Origin of the sequence: Streptomyces sp. BBFR25 (assembly GCF_044590125.1) — a bacterium.
Lineage (GTDB): Bacteria > Actinomycetota > Actinomycetes > Streptomycetales > Streptomycetaceae > Streptomyces > Streptomyces canus_D.
In genome coordinates, this window is the sequence record NZ_CP172447.1 from 6,030,904 (window position 1) to 6,054,220 (window position 23,317).

A 23,317-nucleotide genomic window follows, 5' to 3' on the forward strand; every position below is an offset into this window, starting at 1 on the left:
CTTTGCGCCTAAGCCGGCGCCGCTCTCGCGGAGGTGGTTGCTCGCCGTGGGGGTTGCTCAATTGATGGTGGGGGCCGTCGTCGGTAAGGGCGCGTCACGGTATCCGTGACCCCGGCCCGCGAACCGGCCGTTCACCCACGCGTAACACGCACGGCGCCTTCGTCACGGCGGCGAAACAACGAGGGGCTTCCACGGAAACCGCGCTGCGCCAATCTCATGGCGCATAACCGGCCCACCCCTCACCCGCCCGCCCAGGCTTCGCCCGCACGGGGCCGTACCAACGACGAGGAGACGCCGATGGCTCCAGCCATCACGCTCGCCGCAGAGACGGAGCTCTCTGCCGCCAACACAGGCTTCATGCTCATCTGCTCCGCCCTGGTGATGCTCATGACGCCGGCCCTGGCCTTCTTCTACGGAGGCATGGTCCGCGTCAAAAGCACCCTGAACATGCTGATGATGAGCTTCATCAGCCTCGGCATCGTCACCGTCCTGTGGGTGCTGTACGGCTTCTCCATGGCGTTCGGCACCGACTCCGGCAGCGTCGTCGGCTGGAACTCCGACTGGGTGGGCCTGAGCAACATCGGCCTGACCGAGTTGTGGGACGGCTACACCATCCCCGTCTTCGTGTTCCTGGTCTTCCAGCTGATGTTCGCCGTCCTCACCCCCGCCCTGATCAGCGGTGCCCTCGCCGACCGGGTGAAGTTCACGGCCTGGGCGCTGTTCATCGCCCTGTGGGCGACGATCGTCTACTTCCCCGTCGCCCACTGGGTGTGGGGCGCGGGCGGCTGGGCCTTCGAACTGGGCGTGATCGACTTCGCCGGTGGCACGGCCGTGCACATCAACGCCGGTGCCGCGGCGCTCGGCGTGATCCTCGTCATCGGCAAGCGCGTCGGCTTCAAGAAGGACCCGATGCGCCCGCACAGCCTCCCGCTGGTCATGCTCGGCGCCGGCCTGCTCTGGTTCGGCTGGTTCGGCTTCAACGCCGGTTCCTGGCTCGGCAACGACGACGGCGTCGGCGCGCTGATGTTCGTCAACACCCAGGTCGCCACCGGCGCCGCGATCCTCGGCTGGCTCGCCTACGAGAAGATCCGGCACGGCGCCTTCACCACCCTGGGCGCGGCCTCCGGCGCCGTCTCCGGCCTGGTCGCCATCACCCCCGCCGGCGGCGCCGTCTCCCCGCTGGGCGCGATCGCCGTCGGCCTCATCGCCGGAGTGGTGTGCGCCATGGCCGTCGGCCTGAAGTACAAGTTCGGCTACGACGACTCCCTCGACGTGGTCGGCGTCCACCTCGTCGGCGGCATCCTCGGCTCGCTGCTCATCGGCTTCTTCGCCAGCGGCAAGGGCCAGTCCGACGTCGAGGGCCTCTTCTACGGCGGCGGCCTCGACCAGTTCTGGAAGCAGTGCGCGGGCGTCTTCGGCGTCCTCGCCTACTCCCTGGTCGTCTCCGCGGTCCTCGCCTTCCTGCTGGACAAGACGATCGGCATGCGGGTACCGGAGGACGTCGAGGTGGCCGGCATCGACCAGGCCGAGCACGCCGAGACCGCATACGACTTCAGCGGCGCCGGCGGCGGTGCCGCCCGGACGACCGCCACGCCGGCCGCCTCCGCGGCAGCGTCGGCCCCGAGCAAGAAGGTGGACGCATGAAGCTCATCACCGCCGTCGTCAAGCCACACCGGCTGGACGAGATCAAGGAGGCCCTCCAGGCCTTCGGGGTCCACGGCCTGACCGTCACCGAGGCCAGCGGCTACGGCCGCCAGCGCGGACACACCGAGGTCTACCGGGGTGCCGAGTACACCGTCGACCTCGTACCCAAGATCCGCATCGAGGTCCTGGTCGAGGACGACGACGCCGAGCAGCTGATCGACGTCGTGGTCAAGGCGGCCCGCACCGGCAAGATCGGCGACGGCAAGGTCTGGGCGGTCCCGGTCGACACGGCCGTACGGGTCAGGACCGGCGAGCGCGGACCCGACGCGCTCTGACACGACCAACGAACAGGAGCCGCCGGGTGACCAGCACGGACGTGACGCAAGAAGCAGAAGGCTCGGAACCCGGCGGCTACGCGGCGGCCCGGCTGCGCCTCCTCACCGAGGGGGCGCGGTCCGGGTCGCCGCGCCGCAGGGCGCTGGCCGGACTGACGGACGACTGGCTGGCGGGCCTCTTCGGCACGGGCACCGGGGGACAGGCGGGGGTCTCGCTCGTCGCGGTCGGCGGCTACGGGCGCGGCGAGCTGTCCCCGCGCAGCGACCTGGACCTGCTCCTGCTGCACGACGGCCGGGACGACAAGGCCGTCGCCGCACTCGCCGACCGCCTCTGGTACCCGGTCTGGGACCTCGGCCTCGACCTCGACCACTCCGTACGCACCCCGCAGCAGGCCCGGAAGACCGCGGGCGAGGATCTGAAAGTCCAACTCGGCCTCCTGGACGCCCGCCACCTCGCCGGAGACCTCGGCCTGACCGCCTCCCTGCGCACCGCCGTCCTCGCCGACTGGCGCAACCAGGCCCCCAAACGCCTCCCCGAACTCCGCGACCTGTGCGCCGAGCGCGCCGAACGCCAGGGCGAGCTGCAGTTCCTGCTCGAACCCGACCTCAAGGAGGCCCGGGGCGGCCTGCGCGACGCCACCGCCCTGCGCGCCGTCGCCGCCTCCTGGCTCGCCGACGCCCCGCGCGAGGGACTCGCCGAGGCCCGGCGCAGACTGCTCGACGTACGCGACGCCCTCCACCTGGCCACCGGCCGGGCGACCGACCGGCTGGCCTTGCAGGAACAGGACCAGGTGGCGGCCGAGCTGGGCCTGCTGGACGCCGACGCCCTGCTGCGGCAGGTGTACGAGGCGGCCCGCGTCATCTCCTACGCGGGCGACGTCACCTGGCGCGAAGTGGGGCGCGTGCTGCGCTCGCGCTCCGTGCGGCCGCGCCTGCGCGCCATGATGAACGGCGGAAAGCCCGTCGCCGAGCGCTCCCCGCTCGCCGAGGGCGTCGTGGAGCAGGACGGCGAGGTGGTGCTCGCGCGCACCGCACGCCCCGAACGCGATCCCGGGCTCCCGCTGCGTGCCGCGGCCGCCGCCGCGCAGGCCGGGCTCCCGCTCTCCCTGCACGCCGTACGGCGCCTGGCGGCCACCGCGCGCCCCCTGCCCACGCCCTGGCCCGCCGAGGCGCGTGAGCAACTGGTGACGCTGCTGGGTTCGGGCCGTCCCACGGTGCAGGTCTGGGAGGCACTGGAGGCCGAGGGCCTGGTCACCCGGCTGCTGCCCGACTGGGAACGGGTCCGCTGCCGCCCGCAGCGCAACGCCGTGCACCTGTGGACCGTCGACCGGCACCTGATCGAGACCGCCGTCCGCGCCGCCGGGTTCACCCGCCGGGTGCACCGCCCCGACCTGCTGCTGGTCGCCGCGCTGCTGCACGACATCGGCAAGGGCTGGCCCGGCGACCACTCCGTGGCCGGCGAGACCATCGCCCGGGACGTCGCCACGCGCATCGGCTTCGACCGCACGGACGCCGCCGTCCTCGCCACCCTCGTACGCCACCACCTCCTTCTCGTGGAGACCGCCACCCGGCGCGACCTGGACGACCCGGCCACCGTGCGCGCGGTCGCGGAGGCGGTCGGCACGGAACACACCCTGGAGCTGCTGCACGCCCTGACCGAGGCGGACGCGCTGGCCACCGGGCCCGCCGCCTGGTCGTCCTGGCGCGGTTCCCTCGTCGCCGACCTGGTGAAACGGGTCGCCGGGGTGCTGGCCGGTGAACCGGAGGCCGAACCCGCGGCCGCCGCGCCCACCGCGGAGCAGGAGCGGCTCGCGGTCGAGGCCTTCCGCACGGGCGGTCCGGTCCTGGCGCTGCGGGCCCAGACGGAGCCGCCCGCCGACTCGGCAGGGGCCGACGCCTCCCCGGCCGACGGGCCCGAGCCCCTCGGCGTCGAGCTGCTGATCGCCGTGCCCGACCAGGCGGGCGTGCTGCCCGCGGTGGCCGGGGTCCTGGCCCTGCACCGGCTGACCGTCCGCACCGCGGAGCTGCGCTCCCTTCCGCTGCCGGACGGCGTCGACGGCTCGGTCCTGCTCCTCGACTGGCGGGTCGCCGCCCAGTACGGTTCCCTGCCCCAGGCCGCCCGGCTCCGCGCCGACCTGGTCAGGGCCCTGGACGGCAGCCTGGACATCGCCGCACGGCTCGCCGAACGGGACGCCGCCCATCCCAGGCGCCGGGGCGTGGAGCCGCCCCCGCCCCGGGTCACCGTCGCCCCGGCCGCGTCCCGGCTGGCCACGGTGATCGAGGTCCGCGCCCAGGACGCGCCGGGGCTGCTGTTCCGGCTCGGGCGGGCACTGGAGGCGGCGGGCGTGCGGGTGCGGAGCGCACACGTGTCGACGCTGGGGGCGAACGCGGTGGACGCGTTCTATGTGACGCGGGGCGAGAAGGTGCCGTTGCCGGGGGACGAGGCGGCGTCGGTGGCCCGGGAGCTGGAGGAGTCGCTGCGGGCGTGACCTCGGGGACGCGTCATACCGTCCCGGAATACCGCTCTCCGCGTCGGGCAGGTGCGGCGGGCAGGGACGAATCGCTTGCCGGGCCGGATACCCTGGAGGGCGACCCACACCAACGCCGACGCGAGGACCTACGCCGCCGTGTTCGATACTCTCTCCGACCGCCTGTCAGCCACCTTCAAATCCCTCCGGGGCAAGGGCCGGCTGTCCGAGGCGGACATCGACGCCACGGCCCGCGAGATCCGCATCGCGCTGCTTGAGGCCGACGTGGCGCTCCCCGTCGTCCGCGCCTTCATCAAGAAGGTCAAGGAGCGCTCCCTGGGCGCCGAGGTCTCCAAGGCGCTGAATCCCGCCCAGCAGGTTCTCAAAATTGTCAACGAGGAACTGGTCGGCATCCTCGGCGGTGAGACCCGCCGTCTGCGCTTCGCCAAGCAGCCGCCGACCGTGATCATGCTGGCCGGTCTCCAGGGTGCCGGTAAGACCACCCTCGCGGGCAAGCTCGGCCACTGGCTCAAGGAGCAGGGCCACTCGCCGCTGCTGGTCGCCTGCGACCTCCAGCGCCCCAACGCCGTCAACCAGCTGAGCGTCGTCGCCGAGCGCGCCGGTGTCGCGGTCTACGCCCCCGAGCCGGGCAACGGCGTGGGCGACCCGGTCAAGGTCGCCAAGGACTCCATCGAGTTCGCCAAGTCCAAGGTCCACGACCTGGTCATCGTCGACACCGCCGGCCGCCTGGGCATCGACCAGGAGCTGATGCAGCAGGCCGCGGACATCCGCGACGCGGTCTCCCCGGACGAGATCCTCTTCGTCGTCGACGCGATGATCGGTCAGGACGCGGTCAACACCGCCGAGGCCTTCCGCGACGGCGTCGGCTTCGACGGCGTGGTGCTCTCCAAGCTCGACGGCGACGCCCGCGGTGGTGCGGCCCTGTCGATCGCCTCGGTGACCGGCAAGCCGATCATGTTCGCCTCGAACGGCGAGAAGCTGGACGACTTCGACGCCTTCCACCCTGACCGGATGGCCTCCCGCATCCTCGACATGGGTGACCTGCTCACCCTGATCGAGCAGGCGGAGAAGACGTTCAGCCAGGAAGAGGCCGAGAAGATGGCCTCCAAGCTGGCGTCCAAGAAGGGCCAGGACTTCACCCTGGACGACTTCCTGGCCCAGATGGAGCAGGTCCGGAAGATGGGCAGCATCAGCAAGCTGCTCGGCATGCTCCCGGGCATGGGCCAGATGAAGGACCAGATCAACAACCTCGACGAGCGCGACGTCGACCGCACGGCCGCCATCATCAAGTCGATGACCCCGGCCGAGCGCCAGGAGCCGACGATCATCAACGGCTCGCGCCGGGCCCGTATCGCCAAGGGCTCCGGTGTCGAGGTCAGCGCGGTCAAGTCCCTCGTGGAGCGGTTCTTCGAGGCCCGCAAGATGATGTCCCGCATGGCTCAGGGCGGCGGCATGCCCGGGATGCCGGGGATGCCCGGCATGGGCGGCGGGCCGGGCCGGCAGAAGAAGCAGCAGAAGAAGGCCAAGGGCAAGCAGCGCTCCGGCAACCCGATGAAGCGCAAGCAGCAGGAGCAGGAGGAGGCCGCCCGTCGCGCCGCCGCCGCGCAGAGCGGGGGCGCCCTCGGGCTGCCGCAGCAGGGCGGGCAGGACTTCGAGCTGCCGGACGAGTTCAAGAAGTTCATGGGCTGACCGCCCGTTCTCGCGTAGTACGTCGCCGGGGCGCCTCCTGTCGCAGGGGGCGCCCCGGCGTCGTACACCCACATGCCCGTGCGGCTTTCCTGTCGTAGCGTCCGGATATGACCAATCCGTCCCCGCCGCGCAAGGCACCCGAGCCGCCCTGGCGGACCGAGGGCACGCCCGACGAGCCGCCCAAGCCGCCGCCCGGGGGCAGGAGGATGCGCGGCGGCTGGTGGAACCTGGTCCTGGCCGCGCTGATCGTCTACCTCATCGCCAACCTCGTGCTCTCCTTCTTCAACGAGGGCGACGAGCCGACCATCTCCTACACGGAGTTCAGCAGGCAGGTCGACGAGGGCAACGTCAGCAAGATCTACGCCAAGGGCGACGCGATCCAGGGCCAGCTGAAGAAGGCCCGGGACAATCCCGAGGGCGACGGGACGTACACCAAGTTCACGACCGAGCGGCCGACCTTCGCGGACGACCAACTCTGGGCCGACCTGACGAAGAACAAGGTCACGGTCACCGCCGAGCCCGTCGTGCAGCACCGCAGCTTCCTGGCCAACCTGCTGATCGCGCTGGCTCCGATGCTGATCCTGGTGGTGCTGTGGATCTTCATCGCGCGGCGGATGCGGGGCGCCCTGGGCGGCGGGGCGGGCGGGATGCTCGGCCGCAAGGCGCCGCCCAAGCCGGTCGAGCTGGAAGCCGGGAAGCCGCGCACCACCTTCGCCGACGTCGCCGGGATCGACGAGGTGGAGGGCGAGCTGAGCGACGTGGTCGACTTCCTGAAGAACCCGGACGCCTATCGCCGCATGGGTGCCAAGATGCCCCGGGGTGTCCTGCTGACCGGACCGCCCGGCACGGGCAAGACGCTTCTCGCGCGCGCGGTGGCCGGAGAGGCGGGCGTGCCGTTCTTCTCCGCGTCGGCGTCCGAGTTCATCGAGATGATCGTGGGTGTGGGTGCCTCCCGGGTGCGGGAGCTGTTCGCCGAGGCCCGCAAGGTGGCGCCGTCGATCATCTTCATCGACGAGATCGACACCATCGGCCGGGCCCGCGGCGGTGGCTCCGGCATGGGCGGCCACGACGAGCGCGAGCAGACCCTGAACCAGATCCTCACCGAGATGGACGGCTTCTCCGGCTCGGAGGGCGTGATCGTGATCGCCGCCACCAACCGCGCCGACATCCTGGACGCCGCCCTGACCCGCCCGGGCCGTTTCGACCGGGTGGTCAGCGTCTCGCCGCCGGACAGGAGTGGCCGGAAGGCGATCCTGGAGATCCACACCCGCGAGATCCCGCTCGCCCCGGACGTCGACCTCGCCCAGGTCGCCCGTACGACGCCGGGCATGACCGGTGCCGAACTCGCCAACCTCGCCAACGAGGCGGCGTTGCTCGCGGTCAAGCGGAAGCAGGACCGGGTGACGCAGGCGAACCTCTCCGAGGCGCTGGAGAAGGTCCAGCTGGGGGCCGAGCGCCCGCTGGTGATGCCCGAGGAGGAGCGCCGGCGCACCGCATACCACGAGAGCGGTCACGCCCTGCTGGGCATGTTGCAGCCGGGCGCCGACCCCGTTCGCAAGATCACCATCGTGCCGCGCGGCCGAGCGCTCGGGGTGACGCTGTCGACGCCGGACGCGGACAAGTACGCGTACACGGAGGAGTACCTGCGCGGGCGGATCATCGGCGCCCTCGGCGGGATGGCGGCCGAGCACGTCGTGTACGGGATGATCACGACCGGTTCGGAGAGCGACCTCGAACAGGTCACCAACATCGCCCGCGGCATGGTCGCGCGCTGGGGCATGAGCGAGCGGGTCGGACGGCTCTCCGCCCTGCCCGGTGACGCCCAGCAGGCGTACGGTCTCGCGGCCGCGCCGCAGACGCTCGACGCGATCGACGGCGAGATGCGACGGGTCGTGGACTCCTGCTACGAGGAGGCCGTGCGCAAGCTGCGCGACCACCGGGGGCAGCTCGACGCGCTCGCCGAGTCGCTGCTGGCGAGCGAGACGCTGGACGAGGCGGAGGCGTACCGCATCGCCGGGATCACCCGGCTGACGAAGGACGACCCGGAGATCTGAGCGGCCGTCCGGGTCCGGGTGCGGTCGTCACCGCTTCTTCTGCGGGAACTTCCAGACGTAGGGCTCGCCGTCCTCCTCCGACCAGTGGACCTCGACGCTGGTGGCGTCGGCGGGGATCACGTAGGTCTCGCAGAAGACGTGGCTCTCGCCCTGCTTCCAGCTCTCGACGTCGTACGGGTCCTCGCAGCCCGGCGCGTCCTCGGCGGCGCCGATGAGGACGCCGCCGCGCTGTCCGTCCGCGAAGACGGTGGTGCCGTCGTGCACGTCGGAACCGTCGGTCAGGGCGGGCCCGGCCTTGTGCGTGTACTTGAGGTGCGCGGTGGCCAGCACCTTGCCCTTGGCGTCCGCGGCGTCCGCCACCGCCTTCGCGGCCTCCGCCTCGGTGCCCACCTCGACCTTCTGCGCCACGACGTCGTACGTGACCTCGCCGGGTTCCTCCGCGACCTTCCCCGTCGCGCTCTCGCCCTGCGCCATGTCGCCGCCCGAGACGGGCCGGGAGGGCGACGGCGAGGTCTCGGCGGTCGCCCCGCTCTTCGCGTCGGTGCCGGTGTCGTCGTCCCCGCCCCCGCACGCGGTGAGGGCCAGGGCGAGGGCGGCGACGGGCGCGGCGAGGCGCAGAGCGGTCTTGCGGTGCGGCACTACGGGCTCCTGTATGCAGATGTGTCTGTTCCCCCGAACGGTGGATCAGGGTAGGGGCCCATGATCCACCTGGGGAAACCGCCGGAGCCCTGGACCGGCTTCTTCACACGATTCACACCTGCATCGGAAGAAGTGCGTCAGGTGTCGCACGCACTCGCCCAGAAATGGTCGGAGTCGTTCGTCATCGGTCGTTCGTCAGGGGACTCGTGCGATCAGGTAGCGGAACACGTTCGGCATCCACACGGTCCCGTCCGGCCGCCGGTGCGGGTGCAGGGCCTCCGTCAGCTCCTTGTCGACCTGTTCCGGGTCGGTCGCCGCGACCGCCGCGTCGAACAGGCCGGTCGACAGCAGCCCGCGCACCGCGCTGCCCGTGTCCGCGTAGCCGAACGGGCATGCCACCCGACCCGAGCCGTCCGGCCTGAGCCCGGCGCGCTGGGCGACCTCCTCCAGGTCGTCGCGCAGGGCGGGGCGCCAGCCGCCCGTGCCGCGCAGCGGGTCGGTGAGCTTGGCGGCCACCCGCAGCACCGAGGTCGTGGCGCAGCGCTCGGGCGGGCCCCAGCCCGCCAGCACCACGGCCGCTCCGCGTGCGGCGAGTGGGGTCGCCCGGGCGAGCAGTTCGCCCAGCTCCTCCGAGTCGTCCGCGCGGCATCCGGTGGGTTCGAAGGCGGTCACCAGGGTGTACGCCGGTGCTGTGGGGTCCGCCGCGTCCTCGGGCGGGCCCTGGACGATCCGTGGCGCGTCGGCACGCGCGCGTGTGCCGACCGCGCCGTCCGTCCCGGGTCCCGCGGGAGTTCCGGGCTCCTCGGACGCCAGGCGCCGACGGGCCAGGGCCAGGAGCTCCGGGGAGCGGGAGTCGACCCCGGTCACCGCGGCACCGCGCGAGGCGGCCATCAGCAACGCGAGACCGGAACCGCAGCCCAGGCCCAGCATCCGGGTGCCGCCGCCCACGTCCAGCCGCTCGAAGACGGCCTCGTAGAGCGGTACGAGCATCCGTTCCTGTATCTCGGACCAGTCACGCGCGCGTGCCCGCAGGTCCACGTGAGGCGTCGCCCTCGCGTGAGACGGGTGCTGCCGCACGAGCGTAGGTGTCATAGGAAAGTGCCCCAATCGCCGAGTGTTGCCGCCGTGCCCGATTCCATGGCCCCCGTGCAGTGCGCTCGCACTCCCCCCGTATGCCAGGTAACTCCGGGCTCGCCGTGGCGTCCAGTGGTAGCGGGGCCCGGTTTGCCCGATCCCCGGCAGCGTGGCGAGATTTCACTTCCCGGCAACATGGGTCTGGCCGCGCGGTATCCGGGGCACCTCCCTCGCGCTCCGCGGACGGGTTGGCCGGATCGTGTCGCTGGGCGATGACGGTGGGTGGCCGCCCCACGGAGGGGAGGGTTCCGGCCAAGGTCGGCCGGGCCGGCGGTCCCCGCGCGGTGCCCGGATGCGCCGGGAGGCGGGGCGGTGCCGCACGCCGGCGGCGCACCCGGTAACGTCGCGTCCGTCGACACGTCCACTCGGACGGCGCCCCTCCGGCGCGACAGCGGCCGAAACGGCCCTTGCGCCCGCGCGGATCCCGCGCTCCGGCGCGTGGACGGCGGCTACGCGCCCGCGCGTACGTCGGACTACGCACCAGCTTGGTACGAGCTGTGAGGCTTCTCCGCAGATCAGCGCACCCGCCCTCGTCGGGACGCATCAGCGGCAACTGACTGGTACGTGCAAATTATTTGGGATGCCCCGGAATAGGAACACAGCGGCCCCCCGGCTCGTTGTCATTACGTGAGCACGACACCACCTGTTCTCGCCGCAGAGCTGGCGCAGGCGTGGGCCGACATTCAGCGGCACCACACCGAGCTGCCCGATCTTGCCGCGCCCGAGTCCCTGATCGGAGAGTCGTCGTCCGCCTGCGGGCACGAACTCTCCTTCGAGCGACTGCTTCACGAGGCAGTCCACGGCATCGCCGCCGCGCGCGGAGTACGCGACACCTCCCGCGCGGGGCGCTATCACAACCGTCGGTTCCTCGCGATCGCCGAGGAGCTGGGCCTGGACCATCCCGAGGAGCCGCATCCCAGCAGCGGCTTCTCACTGGTCACGCTCACCCCCGAGGCGAAGCGCCGCTACCGCCCGACGATCGAGCGCCTCCAGCGCGCGCTGAAGGCCCACACCGCCGCCACCGCGACCGACACGGCCCGCAGTTTCCGCGGTCCGGCCGCCCGCCACGGCTCCTCCGGGGGAGGGGTGCGCGTGAAGGCGGTCTGCGACTGCGGGCGCAACGTCCGCGTCGTCCCGTCGGTGCTGGCCCAGGCCCCGATCATGTGCGGCGGCTGCGGCAAGCCGTTCCGGATCCCGGAGGTGGTCGGCGCGGGAGTGAGCTGACGGTCCGGCTGCTCGTGGCAGCCGGACCGGGGCCGGGTTCCGTCGAGAGCCGAGCGGCCCGCCCCGCGGGCGGGCCCGGTGCCCTCGGTCCGACGGGCCTGCCCGCGTGTGGCACAATGGCTAGCTGTACTCGACAGTCGCACAGGACCCCTCTCTCCTCCGGCTGACGCGTCCATCGGGCACTCGGGTACCGCAACCCCACGCGGCTCTCTCGCCGTGCCCAACCACGTCAAAACCAGGAGAACCCACTCCCGTGGCAGTCAAGATCAAGCTGAAGCGTCTGGGCAAGATCCGTTCGCCTCACTACCGCATCGTCGTCGCCGACTCCCGTACCCGCCGTGACGGCCGGGCCATCGAGGAGATCGGCAAGTACCACCCGACGTACAACCCGTCGGTGATGGAGGTCGACGCCGAGCGTGTCGCGTACTGGCTCCGTGTCGGCGCCCAGCCGACCGAGCCCGTGCTCGCCATCCTGAAGAAGACCGGCGACTGGCAGAAGTTCAAGGGCGAGCCCGCCCCGGCTCCGCTGCTGCAGCCGGCCGAGAAGGCGGCCCGTCCGTCCTTCGAGGCGATCGGTGGCGAGGACGAGGGCAAGGGTGAGGCGATCACCCAGAAGAAGAAGGCCGACAAGAAGGACGAGGCCGCCGCCGAGTCCTCCGCGTCCGAGGCCTGAGCATGCTCGAGGAGGCTCTCGAGCACCTCGTGAAGGGCATCGTCGACAATCCTGACGATGTGCAGGTCGCCTCGCGCGACCTGCGCCGCGGGCGGGTGCTCGAGGTCCGGGTCCACCCCGACGACCTCGGAAAGGTGATCGGCCGCAACGGCCGCACCGCACGCGCCCTGCGCACCGTCGTGGGCGCCATCGGCGGGCGCGGTGTCCGTGTCGACCTCGTCGACGTGGACCACGTCCGCTGACGCCAATCGCAGCACCGGCTCGGGCCGGGGAAGGCCACTGGGCCGTCCCCGGCCCGCAGTCGTATGAGCCCGACCGGCTCGTCGCAGTACCGACAGGAGATCAAGCACAGTGCAGCTGGTAGTCGCGCGCATCGGCCGCGCCCACGGAATCAAGGGCGAGGTGACCGTCGAGGTCCGCACGGACGAGCCGGAGCTGAGGCTCGGCCCCGGCGCCGTCCTGGCCACCGACCCCGCCTCCACCGGGCCGCTCACCATCGAGACCGGCCGGGTGCACAGCGGCCGCCTGCTGCTGCGCTTCGCCGGCGTCCACGACCGCACCGGCGCCGAGGCGCTGCGCAACACCCTCCTGATCGCCGACGTGGACCCGGACGAGCGGCCCGAGGACGAGGACGAGTACTACGACCACCAGCTGATCGACCTCGACGTGGTGACCGCCGACGGCACCGAGGTGGGCCGCATCACCGAGATCTCCCACCTGCCCACGCAGGACCTCTTCGTGGTGGAGCGCCCCGACGGCGGCGAGGTCTACGTGCCGTTCGTCTCCGAGATCGTCACGGAGATCGACCTGGACGCGCAGCGCGCGGTCATCGACCCGCCGCCCGGCCTGATCGACGACCGGGCCGAGGTCGCCTCCGCGCGGGACGCCGATGCCGGGGACGCCGATGCCGAGGACGCCGGGGACGAGGCGTAATGCGGCTCGACGTCGTCACGATCTTCCCCGAGTACCTGGAACCGCTGAACGTCTCCCTCGTCGGCAAGGCACGCGCGCGCGGGCAGCTCGGCGTCCACGTGCACGACCTGCGCGAGTGGACCTACGACCGGCACAACACGGTCGACGACACCCCCTACGGCGGCGGCCCCGGCATGGTCATGAAGACCGAGCCCTGGGGCGACGCGCTGGACGCCGTCCTGGCCGACGGCTACGAGACGGGGGCCGGCGAGCCCGCCCTGATCGTGCCCACGCCCAGCGGCCGGCCCTTCACCCAGGAACTCGCCGTCCACCTTTCCGAACGGCCCTGGCTGATCTTCACGCCCGCCCGCTACGAGGGCATCGACCGCCGCGTCGTCGACGAGTACGCGACCCGGATGCCCGTGTACGAGGTGTCCATCGGCGACTACGTCCTGGCCGGTGGCGAGGCCGCCGTACTCGTCGTCACCGAGGCCGTGGCCCGGCTGCTGCCCGGCGTGCTCGGCAACGCCGAGTCCCACCGGGACGACTCCTTCGCGCCCGGCGCCATGGCCAACCTGCTGGAGGGCCCCGTGCACACCAAGCCGCCGCTGTGGCGCGGGCGCGGCATCCCGGACGTGCTGCTCAGCGGTCACCACGGGAAGATCGCCCGCTGGCGCCGCGACGAGGCCCTGCGTCGCACCACGGCCAACCGGCCCGACCTGATCGAACGGTGCGATCCCAAGGCCTTCGACAAGAAGGACCGCGAGATGCTCTCCATCCTGGGCTGGCAGCCCGACCCGGACGGGGAGCCGTACGGCCGATTTTGGCGCAGGACGCCGGGCATGGAAGAATAGGCGGCTGTTGTGCGTCCGTCCGGAGCGCGCCCCTGCCACAGGGGGAGACGACGCCCGTCCCGACCCGCACGACCCTGATTCCGAAACACCTAGTTTCCGTTGATGACCTGTGGCATCAGCGAAGAAAGCAGACGAAATGTCTCACCTGCTCGACTCCGTCGACGCCGCGTCGCTGCGCAGCGACGTCCCGGCCTTCCGCCCCGGCGACACCGTCAACGTCCACGTGCGCGTCATCGAGGGCAACCGCTCCCGTGTGCAGCAGTTCAAGGGCGTCGTCATCCGCCGTCAGGGCGCCGGCGTGCGCGAGACCTTCACGGTCCGCAAGGTCTCCTTCTCCGTCGGCGTCGAGCGCACCTTCCCGGTGCACACCCCGATCGTGGAGAAGATCGAGCTCGTCACCCGCGGTGACGTCCGCCGCGCCAAGCTGTACTACCTGCGCGAGCTGCGCGGCAAGGCCGCGAAGATCAAGGAGAAGCGCGAGAGCTGAGCGCCCTCCGAGGTCCGCGCCGGGGCCGGATAGCATCTGGCCCCGATGGACATCGAAACACAGCACACGGAGCGCGACCGCTCCTCCCGCCCTTCCGAATCCGAGCAGCCCTCGGAGTCGGAGGGCTCGGAGGAACGGTCGCGTTCCGCGTTGGCGGGGCGGATCACGGACTGGGTGCCCGGTGGCCGGCTCACCGTGGTCGTGCTGGCCCTCCTGCTGCTCCTGCTGCTGGTCAGCACCTTCGTGCTGCAGCCGTTCCAGATTCCCAGCGGATCGATGGAGCGCGGATTGAGGATCGGTGACCGGGTTCTCGTAAACAAGTTGGCGTACCGTTTCGACGATCGGCCGCAGCGGGGAGACGTCGTCGTCTTCGACGGCACCGGGAGCTTCGGGCACGGCGACTACATCAAACGCGTTGTCGGTGTGGGCGGGGACCACGTGGTGTGCTGCGACGAGGAGGGGAGGGTCCGGGTGAACGGCCAGTCGGTCGACGAGTCGGCATTCCTGTACCCCGGCGACAGCCCGTCCACGGTCCCCTTCGACGTCGTCGTCCCCGACGGCACCCTCTTCGTCCTCGGCGACCACCGGGCCGACTCCAGCGACTCCCGCGACCACCTGGGGTCCCCGGGGGGCGGGATGGTCCCGCTGGACGACGTGATCGGTCGCGCCGACTGGATCGTCTGGCCCTTCGGCCACGCCACCCGGCTCGACCGCCCCGACGCCTACGCGCGCGTGCCGGACGCGGAGGCCGACGGCGGGGCCGCATCCGGCGCCGGGGCCGGTGCCGCGCGCGACGAGGACGCCGATGGGTAGCCGGGGCAAACCGCGGGGAGCGCCCAGCAGCCCCACGGAGAACCTGCTGCCCACCGGGTCGCGGCGCACCGCCGCACCGTCCGGCGGCCGCTCCCGCGCCGAACGCCGCAAGCTCCAGCGCAAGGTCAAACGGCGGCGCAGACGCGGCGCCGTCAAGGAGATCCCGCTCCTCATCGGCGTCGCGGTCCTCATCGCGCTGGTGCTCAAGACCTTCCTCGTGCAGGCCTTCGTGATCCCCTCGGGCTCCATGGAGCAGACCATCCGGATCGGCGACCGGGTCCTGGTGGACAAGCTCACCCCGTGGTTCGGCTCGGAGCCCGAGCGCGGGGACGTCGTCGTCTTCCGGGACCCGGGCGGCTGGCTCCAGGGCGAGCAGACCACCAAGAAGGACGACCCCGTCGTCGTCAAACAGGTCAAGGAAGGCCTCGCCTTCATCGGACTGCTGCCGTCCGACGACGAGAAGGACCTCATCAAGCGGGTCGTCGGCGTGGGCGGCGACCACGTCAAGTGCTGCGACAGACAGGGACGCGTCACCGTCAACGGCGTTCCCCTCGACGAGGACTACCTGTACCCCGGGGACAGCCCGTCCCGGACGCCGTTCGACGTCACCGTCCCCGAGGGGCGGCTGTGGGTGATGGGCGACCACCGGTCCAACTCCGCCGACTCCCGCGCCCACCAGGAGACCGACTTCGGCACGGTGTCCCAGGACGAGGTGGTGGGACGGGCCATGGTGATCGCGTGGCCGTTCGGTCACTGGACCACCCTGGACGAGCCGAAAACGTACGCGTCCGTGTCCGACGCGGCCTCCGGTTCGACCGCCGCCCCCGAGCTGTCGCATAGGGTTGCCCCCTACGATCTGAACGATCCGAACGCGATGATTGAACTCCCGACCCCTGCGGAACTCCCGCTCGTTATGGGAGTGGTGGGCCTGCGCCGTTTCCGGGGCAGGCGGCGGCAGAGAGTAAGGAGTTGGCGTGGGGGATGTGGCGGTTGGCGCACGGTCCGGTCACGACGGCGAGGAGAACCGCGGACGCCCCGAGGAGAGCTCCGGTCCGGCCGCGGTCGGCGCCCCGGACTCCGGGTACGGCTCCGGGACCGAGGACGGCAGGGTGACGAACGGACAGCACGGCCAGGGCGGACACAACGACGGGACGCAGGATGAGGGAGTCGGCGGGACGCCGCCCGCGACACCTCCCGCGGCCAAGAAGCAGCGCTCCTTCTGGAAGGAACTGCCGATCCTGATCGGCATCGCGCTGGTCCTCGCCCTGCTGATCAAGACGTTCCTGGTGCAGGCGTTCTCCATCCCCTCGTCCTCGATGGAGAACACCCTTCAGATCGGTGACCGGGTCCTGGTCGACAAGCTGACCCCCTGGTTCGGCTCGGAGCCCGAGCGCGGCGAGGTCGTCGTCTTCCACGACCCGGACGACTGGCTGGCGGGCGAGCCGACGCCCGACCCGAACGCCCTGCAGACGGTCCTCAGCTGGATCGGCCTGATGCCGTCCGCCGACGAGAAGGACCTGATCAAGCGGGTCGTCGGCGTCGCCGGTGACACGGTCGAGTGCAACAAGACCGGCCCCCTCAAGGTCAACGGCAAGGCGCTGAACGAGCCGTACGTCTTCCCGGGCAACACGCCGTGCTCGGACGACGACCAGGGCGGGCGGTTCAAGGTCACGGTCCCCGAGGGCAAGATCTGGGTCATGGGCGACCACCGGCAGAACTCCCGGGACTCCCGCTACAACCAGTCGGACAAGAACGGCGGCATGGTCCCGGTGGACGAGGTCGTCGGCCGCGCCATCGTGGTCGCCTGGCCGATGAACCACTGGAGCACCCTGCCCGTCCCGGACACCTTCGGCCAGGACGGCCTGCAGGCCCAGGCCCAGCCGTCGGCCGCCGCCGCGCTGTCGGTCGCGCCCCAGGGACTGGCCGTCGCCGGCGTGGTCCCGGTCGTCTGGTGGCGCCGTCGCCGCACCGCGCCGGTCGAGACCCGCTGAGCCCACCGCGTCCCCCGAGGTCCGAACAGCCCCCTTCCGCCCGCCGGGAGGGGGCTGCCCCGTTGGCGTACCGCCGGGTAAGGTGCCGCTCCATGGGTGGCGAGAGCACGACACGTACGGCCCCGCGCGGCGGCGGAGCGAACAGGAGTCCGGTGGGCAGCCGGACCGGACAGCGGCTGTCCGGCATCGCGGTGGCGCTGGGCCTGGTGCTGTTCCTCGGCGGATTCGGCTGGGGAGCGGTGGTCTACCGGCCCTACACCGTGCCGACCAGCTCGATGACGCCGACGATCGACGCCGGTGACCGGGTGCTGGCGCAGCGCATCGACGGCGCCGACGTCCGCCGCGGCGACGTCGTCGTGTTCAAGGACGCGACCTGGGCCAACGCCCCGATGGTCAAGCGGGTCGTCGCCATCGGCGGGGACACCGTCTCCTGCTGCCAGAAGGGCAAGCTGAAGGTCAACGGCAAGGTGATCGACGAGCCGTACCTGCCCGCCGGCACCCCGGCCGAGATCAGCGACTTCCAGACCGTGACCGTCCCGGAGGGCCGCCTGTTCCTGCTCGGCGACGAACGCGACAACTCCGTGGACTCCACCGCCCACCTCACCGACGCGGCCGGCGGCACCGTGTCGCGCGGCGCCGTGGACGCCCGCGTGGACGCCGTGGCCTGGCCGATGAACGGCATGCTGGAGCGGCCCACCGGCTTCGAGACGCTGGGCGGCCTCTCCTCGCCGGGTCCGCTGCGGACGGTCGTCGCGCTGGTGATCGCCGGAGCCGTGCTGATCCTGGGCGGCGCGGCCTACGGTCCCCTCGCCAAGCGGGCCGGGGCGTCCCGGGCGCGAAAGGGAGCGGAGCCGACCGGTGGCCGCTGAGACGACCCCGGCGGGACAGGACACCTACGAGGGCGGACTGCGCCGGGTCGCCCGGGTCGTGCTGCTCGACCCCGAGGACCGCGTCCTGCTGCTGCACGGCCACGAACCGGACGATCCGGCCGACGACTGGTGGTTCACCCCCGGTGGCGGCGTGGAGGGCGACGAGACCCGGGAGCAGGCCGCCCGGCGCGAGCTGCTGGAGGAGACCGGCATCACCGACGTCGAACTCGGCCCGGTGCTGTGGCGGCGCAGGTGCTCCTTCCCCTTCGCGGGCCGCCGCTGGGACCAGGACGAGTGGTACTACCTGGCCCGCACCGCCCGGACCGCGACCGAGCCGGTCGGCCTCGGCCTCACCGAACTGGAGCGGCGCAGCGTCGCCGGAGCGCGCTGGTGGACGTGTGAGGAACTGACCCGGGCACGTGAGACGGTGTATCCGACCAGACTCGCCGAGCTGCTGCGCACGCTGCTCGACGAAGGTCCCCCGGCCGGGCCGGTGACCCTGGACACCGAAATCGTCTAGGGGCGCACGGGACTGGCGCACAATGGGGGGACCGCACGGCTGAAGGGGAACATGCCATGAGCGCCGAGGACCTCGAGAAGTACGAGACCGAGATGGAGCTCAAGCTCTACCGGGAGTACCGCGATGTCGTCGGTCTGTTCAAATACGTGATCGAGACCGAGCGGCGTTTCTACCTCACCAACGACTACGAGATGCAGGTGCACTCGGTGCAGGGCGAGGTGTTCTTCGAGGTCTCCATGGCTGATGCCTGGGTGTGGGACATGTACCGGCCGGCCCGGTTCGTCAAGCAGGTGAGGGTGTTGACGTTCAAGGACGTGAACATCGAGGAGCTGAACAAGAGCGACCTGGAGCTGCCCGGCGGGTGACGGAGTTTTCCACAACCGGTGAGTATTTCACCGTGAGTGACGGACTCGGCCCGTCTGCGTGATCGTTGGTGCCGGAGGTGGTGCCGACATGAACGCACGAGGTGCGATGGGCAAGTACGGCGAGACACTCGCCGTCCGCCGGCTGACCGGGGCGGGGATGACCGTCCTGGAGCGCAACTGGCGCTGTGGCAGGACCGGCGAGATCGACATCGTGGCCCGGGACGGAGAGGTCCTGGTCGTCTGCGAGGTCAAGACGCGCCGGGGCGGCTCCTTCCAGCACCCGATGGCCGCCGTGACCCCCGACAAGGCCGAGCGGCTGCGGCGGCTCGCGGAGCGCTGGATCCAGACCCACGGAGGAGCCCCGCCCGGCGGTGTCCGCATCGACCTGGTCGGCGTGACCCTCCCGCGGCGCGGCGCCCCCATGGTCGAGCACGCCCGGGGGGTGGCGTGATGGGGTTCGCGCGTACGTGCTCGGTGGCGCTCGTCGGCGTCGAGGGCGTGGTGGTCGAGGTCCAGGCCGACCTGGAACCGGGTGTTGCGGCGTTCACGCTGGTGGGACTGCCGGACAAGAGCCTCACGGAGAGCCGGGACCGGGTGCGGGCCGCGGTGGTGAACTCGGGCGCGGAGTGGCCCCAGAAGAAACTGACGGTGGGCCTCAGCCCGGCATCCGTGCCCAAGAGCGGCAGCGGCTTCGACCTCGCGGTCGCCGCGGCCGTGCTGGGCGCGGCGGAGCGGATCGACCCACGGGTGCTCGCCGACATCGTGATGATCGGGGAGCTGGGCCTGGACGGCCGGGTGCGGCCGGTGCGCGGCATCCTGCCGGCGGTGCTGGCCGCGGCCGACGCCGGGTACGAACAGGTGGTCGTGCCGGAGTGCGCCGCGGCCGAGGCTTCCCTGGTGCCGGGGGTGTCGGTGCTCGGCGTGCGCAGCCTGCGCCAGCTGATCGCCGTCCTCGCCGACGAACCCGTGCCTCAGGAGGAGGAGCAGGACCAGCAGGGCCGCCCCGACCCGCTCCTGGCCGGTCTGCGCATGCCCGGCACGGGCGCGGCCACCGGAATGCACAGCATGGGAGCGGCCCAGCACGACCAGGGCCACGACCTCGCCGACGTAGTCGGCCAGGAATCGGCACGCACGGCTGTGGAGGTCGCGGCAGCAGGCCGCCACCACCTGTTCCTGGAGGGACCGCCCGGCGCGGGCAAGACCATGCTCGCCGAACGGCTGCCCGCCATCCTGCCCCGGCTGTGCCGGACGGAGTCCCTGGAGGTCACTGCCGTGCACTCGGTGGCGGGACTGCTGCCGCCGGGCAAGCCGCTGATCGACGTGGCCCCCTACTGCGCCCCGCACCACTCCGCCACGATGCAGGCCCTCGTCGGGGGCGGCCCCGGCATCGCCCGGCCGGGAGCGGTGTCGCTGGCGCACCGAGGCGTCCTGTTCCTGGACGAGACCCCCGAGTTCAGCAGCCACGCGCTGGACGCCCTGCGGCAGCCGCTGGAGGCCGGGCACGTCGTCATCGCGCGGAGCGCGGGTGTGGTGCGCTTCCCGGCGCGGTTCCTGATGGTGCTGGCCGCCAATCCCTGCCCCTGCGGGCGGTTCTCCCAGACCGACGAGCTGTGCGAGTGCCCGCCCTCGGCGATCCGCCGCTACCAGGCCCGGCTGTCCGGGCCGCTGCTCGACCGGGTCGACCTCAGGGTCGAGGTGGACCGGGTCACGCGCAGCCAGCTGGCCGGGGACGGTCCCCGGGGCGACGCCACCGCGACCGTCGCCGACCGGGTGCGCGCGGCTCGGGAGCGGGCGGCCGCTCGCCTCGTGGGCACGCCGTGGCGGTCGAACAGCGAGGTGCCCGGCCGGGAGCTGCGCAGCCGCTGGCGCGCCGCGCCCGGTGCCCTGGAGGAGGCGGAGCGCAGCCTGGAACGCGGAGTGCTCACCGCCCGCGGACTCGACCGGGTCCTCCGCGTCGCCTGGACCGTCGCGGACCTCGTCGGCCACGACCGACCGGACGCGCGGGACGTCGCCCTGGCCCTGCAACTGCGCACGGGAGTCCCGCGGGGCGTGCCGATGGCTCTGGGGGCGCTGACGTGAACGGGGAGGCTGCGCCGAGTGGGGATGCCGCTGTGAGCGGGGTGAGCGGGGAGGCCGCGCCCCTGGAAGGCGCCGACATGACAGGGGACGGGGTGCCGACGCCGCCGACGGATGGCGTCCTCTTCCGCGACGATGCCGTGTCCCTCGGTCACGGCGGGCCCTCCGAGGGGGTGACCCGCGGGGACGGCGGTCTACCCGAAGGGGGTGCGGTGTCGGGGGGTGATGCCGGGGCCGACGGGAGCGGGGCGCCCGGTGAGCGGGCGGTGGACGGCGAGTTGCTCGGGCGGGTCTTCCTTGCCCGGGTGTTCGAGCCCGGTGACGAGACGGGCGGGCGGTGGGTGCGGGAGCACGGAGTCCCGGAGGTGGTGCGGCGCCTGCGCGAGGGCGGGCGAGCCCTGCCGGGGGTGAGCGAGAAGCGGTGGGCCGGGATGTGCGCCCGGGCGGGCCGGGCCGACCCCCGCCGCGACCTGGCCGTCGCCCGGTCCGCGGGGGCCCGGTTCGTGATCCCCGGGACCGCGCAGTGGCCGGGGCAGCTCGACGACCTCGGTGACGCCCGGCCGCTCGGGCTCTGGGTGCGGGGCGGGCCCAGCCTGCGCATGTGGGCGCTCAGGTCGGTCGCCGTCGTCGGCGCCCGCGCCTGCACCGAGTACGGCGCCCACATGGCCACCACCCTCGCCGCCGGCCTGGCCGAGCGCGGCTGGGTCGTGGTGTCCGGCGGCGCCTACGGGATCGACGGCGCCGCCCATCGCGGTGCCCTCGGTGCCGGCGGCGCCACCGCGGCGGTGCTCGCCTGCGGGGTCGACCGCCCCTACCCGCCCGGGCACACGGCGCTGATCACCAGGATCGCCGAGCAGGGCCTGGTCGTCGGCGAGCTGCCACCGGGCGACCATCCGACACCGAGCCGGTTCATCCTGCGCAACCGGGTCATCGCCGCGCTCACCCGGGGCACCGTGGTCGTCGAGGCCGCCTACCGCAGCGGCTCGCTGGTGACCGCCCGAGCGGCCCGGCGGCTGGGCCGGCACGTGATGGGCGTGCCCGGACCGGCGACCAGCGCCCTGTCCGCCGGGGTGCACGAGCTGCTGCGCGGTGACGCGGTGCTGGTCGGCGACGCCGCGGAAGTGGTCGAACTGGTGGGCGACATGGGGGAGCTGCCTCCGGAGCGGCGCGGACCCGTGCTCCCCACCGACCTCCTGGAGCCCCGGACCCGCCACGTGCTGTCCGGTCTCCCCGGGCGGGGGACGGCGACGGCGGCGGAGGTGGCACGCCGCGCCCAGACCACCGAGGACGACGCGATCGCGAGGCTGTACGAGCTTCGAGCACTCGGTTACGTCGAACGACACGGCGATGGCTGGAAGTTGACACGCCAGGCGATGATCTCGGTTCGTGGCGGTCGCAGCCCGTGCTGACGCACCGTGTTCGGCCGTCCGGGGGAACCCCGACGGCCGTAGGGATTCTGGCAGTTGAGGTATTCGAGTGATCACCCAGAGCGATCATCGTCCCTCCTGTAGAGCGTTCGCCGGAACGTATCTGCGTAGGGTCACCGCCCGCTCCTTCGCACACCGCGACGGTCCAGTCACGCTACGCTCACGAGGACCCCCACGCAGACGGCCGACAGCAGGCGACAACCAGGAAGCAGACCGGCGGCCTCAGGCAGATCCACATCACGGCAGAACGGCACTAGGCGACGAATGCCCCAGCACACCTCCGGGTCCGACCGGGCGGCGATCCCCCCAGCCGCCCGCGACGGTGGCAGCGTGCGACCGTCCGCCCCCTCGACGCTCGACGAGTTGTGGCGGTCGTACAAGGCGACCGGCGACGAGCGGCTGCGGGAACAGCTGATCCTGCACTACTCGCCGCTGGTGAAGTACGTGGCGGGCCGCGTCAGCGTGGGACTGCCGTCCAACGTCGAACAGGCCGACTTCGTCTCCTCCGGGGTGTTCGGGCTGATCGACGCCATCGAGAAGTTCGACGTCGACCGGGAGATCAAGTTCGAAACCTACGCGATCACCCGGATCCGGGGCGCGATGATCGACGAACTGCGCGCCCTGGACTGGATCCCGCGCTCGGTGCGGCAGAAGGCGCGCAACGTCGAGCGCGCCTACGCGACGCTGGAGGCGCGACTGCGCCGCACCCCCTCGGAGAGCGAGGTCGCCGTCGAGATGGGGATCGCGGTGGAGGACCTCCACGCGGTCTTCAGCCAGCTGTCGCTGGCCAACGTGGTGGCCCTGGAGGAGCTGCTGCACGCGGGGGGTGAGGGCGGCGACCGGCTGAGTCTGATGGACACGCTGGAGGACACCGCCGCCGACAACCCGGTGGAGGTCGCCGAGGACCGGGAGTTGCGACGGCTCCTGGCCCGGGCGATCAACACCCTGCCGGAGCGGGAGAAGACCGTGGTCACGCTGTACTACTACGAGGGCCTCACGCTCGCCGAGATCGGGAACGTGCTGGGTGTGACCGAGAGCAGGGTCAGCCAGATCCACACCAAATCGGTGCTGCAACTGCGGGCCAAGCTGGCGGGTTTCGGCCGCTGACCTGGACCTTCGGCA

Annotated in this window: 23 protein-coding genes; 21 read left to right on the forward strand and 2 right to left on the reverse strand. The window is 72.0% G+C overall.

What is annotated here, in order from left to right:
• Nucleotides 1-297: 297 nt before the first annotated feature.
• The 5 genes from ACGH52_RS27655 to ftsH all read left to right on the forward strand — a co-directional run bounded on the left by ACGH52_RS27655 (nt 298) and on the right by ftsH (nt 8,211).
• The gene (locus ACGH52_RS27655) at nt 298-1,644 is read left to right on the forward strand and encodes an ammonium transporter (protein WP_059300801.1); all 1,347 of its coding nucleotides are present in this window, start codon (nt 298-300) and stop codon (nt 1,642-1,644) included.
• Nucleotides 1,641-1,979: a P-II family nitrogen regulator gene (locus tag ACGH52_RS27660; RefSeq protein ID WP_003973409.1), complete on the forward strand. Its 339-nt coding sequence runs from the start codon at nt 1,641-1,643 to the stop codon at nt 1,977-1,979. Before ACGH52_RS27655 ends, ACGH52_RS27660 begins: the two co-directional genes overlap by 4 nt.
• Before the next feature lie 26 nt (nt 1,980-2,005).
• The gene (locus tag ACGH52_RS27665; protein WP_399943199.1) at nt 2,006-4,468 is read left to right on the forward strand and encodes a [protein-PII] uridylyltransferase; all 2,463 of its coding nucleotides are present in this window, start codon (nt 2,006-2,008) and stop codon (nt 4,466-4,468) included.
• Between the two features lie 138 nt (nt 4,469-4,606).
• Complete coding sequence (gene ffh, locus ACGH52_RS27670) at nt 4,607-6,157, forward strand: signal recognition particle protein (protein WP_121702585.1); 1,551 nt, start codon at nt 4,607-4,609, stop codon at nt 6,155-6,157.
• Between the two features lie 107 nt (nt 6,158-6,264).
• On the forward strand, nt 6,265-8,211 hold the full coding sequence (gene ftsH / locus ACGH52_RS27675; protein ID WP_059300803.1) for an ATP-dependent zinc metalloprotease FtsH: 1,947 nt from the start codon (nt 6,265-6,267) through the stop codon (nt 8,209-8,211).
• Nucleotides 8,212-8,238: 27 nt separating this feature from the next.
• Here ftsH and ACGH52_RS27680 read toward each other — a convergent pair whose 3' ends face one another.
• Nucleotides 8,239-8,850, reverse strand: coding sequence for a hypothetical protein (locus ACGH52_RS27680; protein ID WP_121702579.1), 612 nt, complete (start codon nt 8,848-8,850; stop codon nt 8,239-8,241).
• 195 nt (nt 8,851-9,045) lie between these two features.
• On the reverse strand, nt 9,046-9,942 hold the full coding sequence (locus tag ACGH52_RS27685) for a class I SAM-dependent methyltransferase (protein ID WP_399943205.1): 897 nt from the start codon (nt 9,940-9,942) through the stop codon (nt 9,046-9,048).
• A gap of 669 nt (nt 9,943-10,611) precedes the next feature.
• Here ACGH52_RS27685 and ACGH52_RS27690 point away from each other — a divergent pair.
• From ACGH52_RS27690 to whiG, 16 genes are all read left to right on the forward strand, one after another.
• Nucleotides 10,612-11,208, forward strand: a complete 597-nt coding sequence (locus ACGH52_RS27690) for a hypothetical protein (RefSeq protein ID WP_030188620.1) — start codon at nt 10,612-10,614, stop codon at nt 11,206-11,208.
• Between the two features lie 253 nt (nt 11,209-11,461).
• Nucleotides 11,462-11,881, forward strand: a complete 420-nt coding sequence (rpsP, locus tag ACGH52_RS27695) for a 30S ribosomal protein S16 (protein ID WP_059300806.1) — start codon at nt 11,462-11,464, stop codon at nt 11,879-11,881.
• Between the two features lie 2 nt (nt 11,882-11,883).
• Complete coding sequence (locus ACGH52_RS27700; protein ID WP_005479813.1) at nt 11,884-12,123, forward strand: RNA-binding protein; 240 nt, start codon at nt 11,884-11,886, stop codon at nt 12,121-12,123.
• A 109-nt stretch (nt 12,124-12,232) separates the two neighbouring features.
• Nucleotides 12,233-12,814: a ribosome maturation factor RimM gene (gene rimM, locus ACGH52_RS27705; RefSeq protein WP_210974452.1), complete on the forward strand. Its 582-nt coding sequence runs from the start codon at nt 12,233-12,235 to the stop codon at nt 12,812-12,814.
• On the forward strand, nt 12,814-13,647 hold the full coding sequence (gene trmD / locus ACGH52_RS27710; RefSeq protein ID WP_059300808.1) for a tRNA (guanosine(37)-N1)-methyltransferase TrmD: 834 nt from the start codon (nt 12,814-12,816) through the stop codon (nt 13,645-13,647). Before rimM ends, trmD begins: the two co-directional genes overlap by 1 nt.
• Before the next feature lie 136 nt (nt 13,648-13,783).
• Nucleotides 13,784-14,134 carry a 50S ribosomal protein L19 gene (gene rplS, locus ACGH52_RS27715; protein ID WP_016432403.1) on the forward strand — a complete coding sequence of 117 codons (351 nt, stop codon included), beginning with the start codon at nt 13,784-13,786 and terminating at the stop codon, nt 14,132-14,134.
• A 45-nt stretch (nt 14,135-14,179) separates the two neighbouring features.
• Nucleotides 14,180-14,947 carry a signal peptidase I gene (gene lepB, locus ACGH52_RS27720; RefSeq protein WP_210974453.1) on the forward strand — a complete coding sequence of 256 codons (768 nt, stop codon included), beginning with the start codon at nt 14,180-14,182 and terminating at the stop codon, nt 14,945-14,947.
• Nucleotides 14,940-16,109: a signal peptidase I gene (gene lepB / locus ACGH52_RS27725; RefSeq protein WP_399943212.1), complete on the forward strand. Its 1,170-nt coding sequence runs from the start codon at nt 14,940-14,942 to the stop codon at nt 16,107-16,109. Before lepB (ACGH52_RS27720) ends, lepB (ACGH52_RS27725) begins: the two co-directional genes overlap by 8 nt.
• Nucleotides 16,057-16,938, forward strand: coding sequence for a signal peptidase I (gene lepB / locus ACGH52_RS27730; protein WP_399943215.1), 882 nt, complete (start codon nt 16,057-16,059; stop codon nt 16,936-16,938). The genes lepB (ACGH52_RS27725) and lepB (ACGH52_RS27730) overlap by 53 nt, the downstream gene beginning before the upstream one ends.
• 92 nt (nt 16,939-17,030) lie before the next feature.
• Nucleotides 17,031-17,807, forward strand: a complete 777-nt coding sequence (lepB, locus tag ACGH52_RS27735) for a signal peptidase I (RefSeq protein ID WP_399943218.1) — start codon at nt 17,031-17,033, stop codon at nt 17,805-17,807.
• Nucleotides 17,797-18,327: an NUDIX hydrolase gene (locus ACGH52_RS27740; RefSeq protein WP_399943221.1), complete on the forward strand. Its 531-nt coding sequence runs from the start codon at nt 17,797-17,799 to the stop codon at nt 18,325-18,327. Before lepB (ACGH52_RS27735) ends, ACGH52_RS27740 begins: the two co-directional genes overlap by 11 nt.
• Nucleotides 18,328-18,383: 56 nt before the next feature.
• On the forward strand, nt 18,384-18,692 hold the full coding sequence (locus ACGH52_RS27745) for a DUF2469 domain-containing protein (protein ID WP_003965949.1): 309 nt from the start codon (nt 18,384-18,386) through the stop codon (nt 18,690-18,692).
• Nucleotides 18,693-18,780: 88 nt separating this feature from the next.
• Entirely contained in the window at nt 18,781-19,143 is a 363-nt protein-coding gene (locus tag ACGH52_RS27750; protein WP_399943224.1) for a YraN family protein, read from the forward strand.
• Nucleotides 19,143-20,771: a YifB family Mg chelatase-like AAA ATPase gene (locus ACGH52_RS27755; protein ID WP_361468869.1), complete on the forward strand. Its 1,629-nt coding sequence runs from the start codon at nt 19,143-19,145 to the stop codon at nt 20,769-20,771. The genes ACGH52_RS27750 and ACGH52_RS27755 overlap by 1 nt, the downstream gene beginning before the upstream one ends.
• A 209-nt stretch (nt 20,772-20,980) precedes the next feature.
• Nucleotides 20,981-22,177 carry a DNA-processing protein DprA gene (gene dprA / locus ACGH52_RS27760; protein ID WP_399943227.1) on the forward strand — a complete coding sequence of 399 codons (1,197 nt, stop codon included), beginning with the start codon at nt 20,981-20,983 and terminating at the stop codon, nt 22,175-22,177.
• A 282-nt stretch (nt 22,178-22,459) separates the two neighbouring features.
• A complete protein-coding gene (whiG, locus tag ACGH52_RS27765) occupies nt 22,460-23,302 on the forward strand; it encodes an RNA polymerase sigma factor WhiG (RefSeq protein WP_007444904.1) in 843 nt (280 codons plus the stop codon).
• The last annotated feature ends 15 nt before the right edge of the window (nt 23,303-23,317 follow it).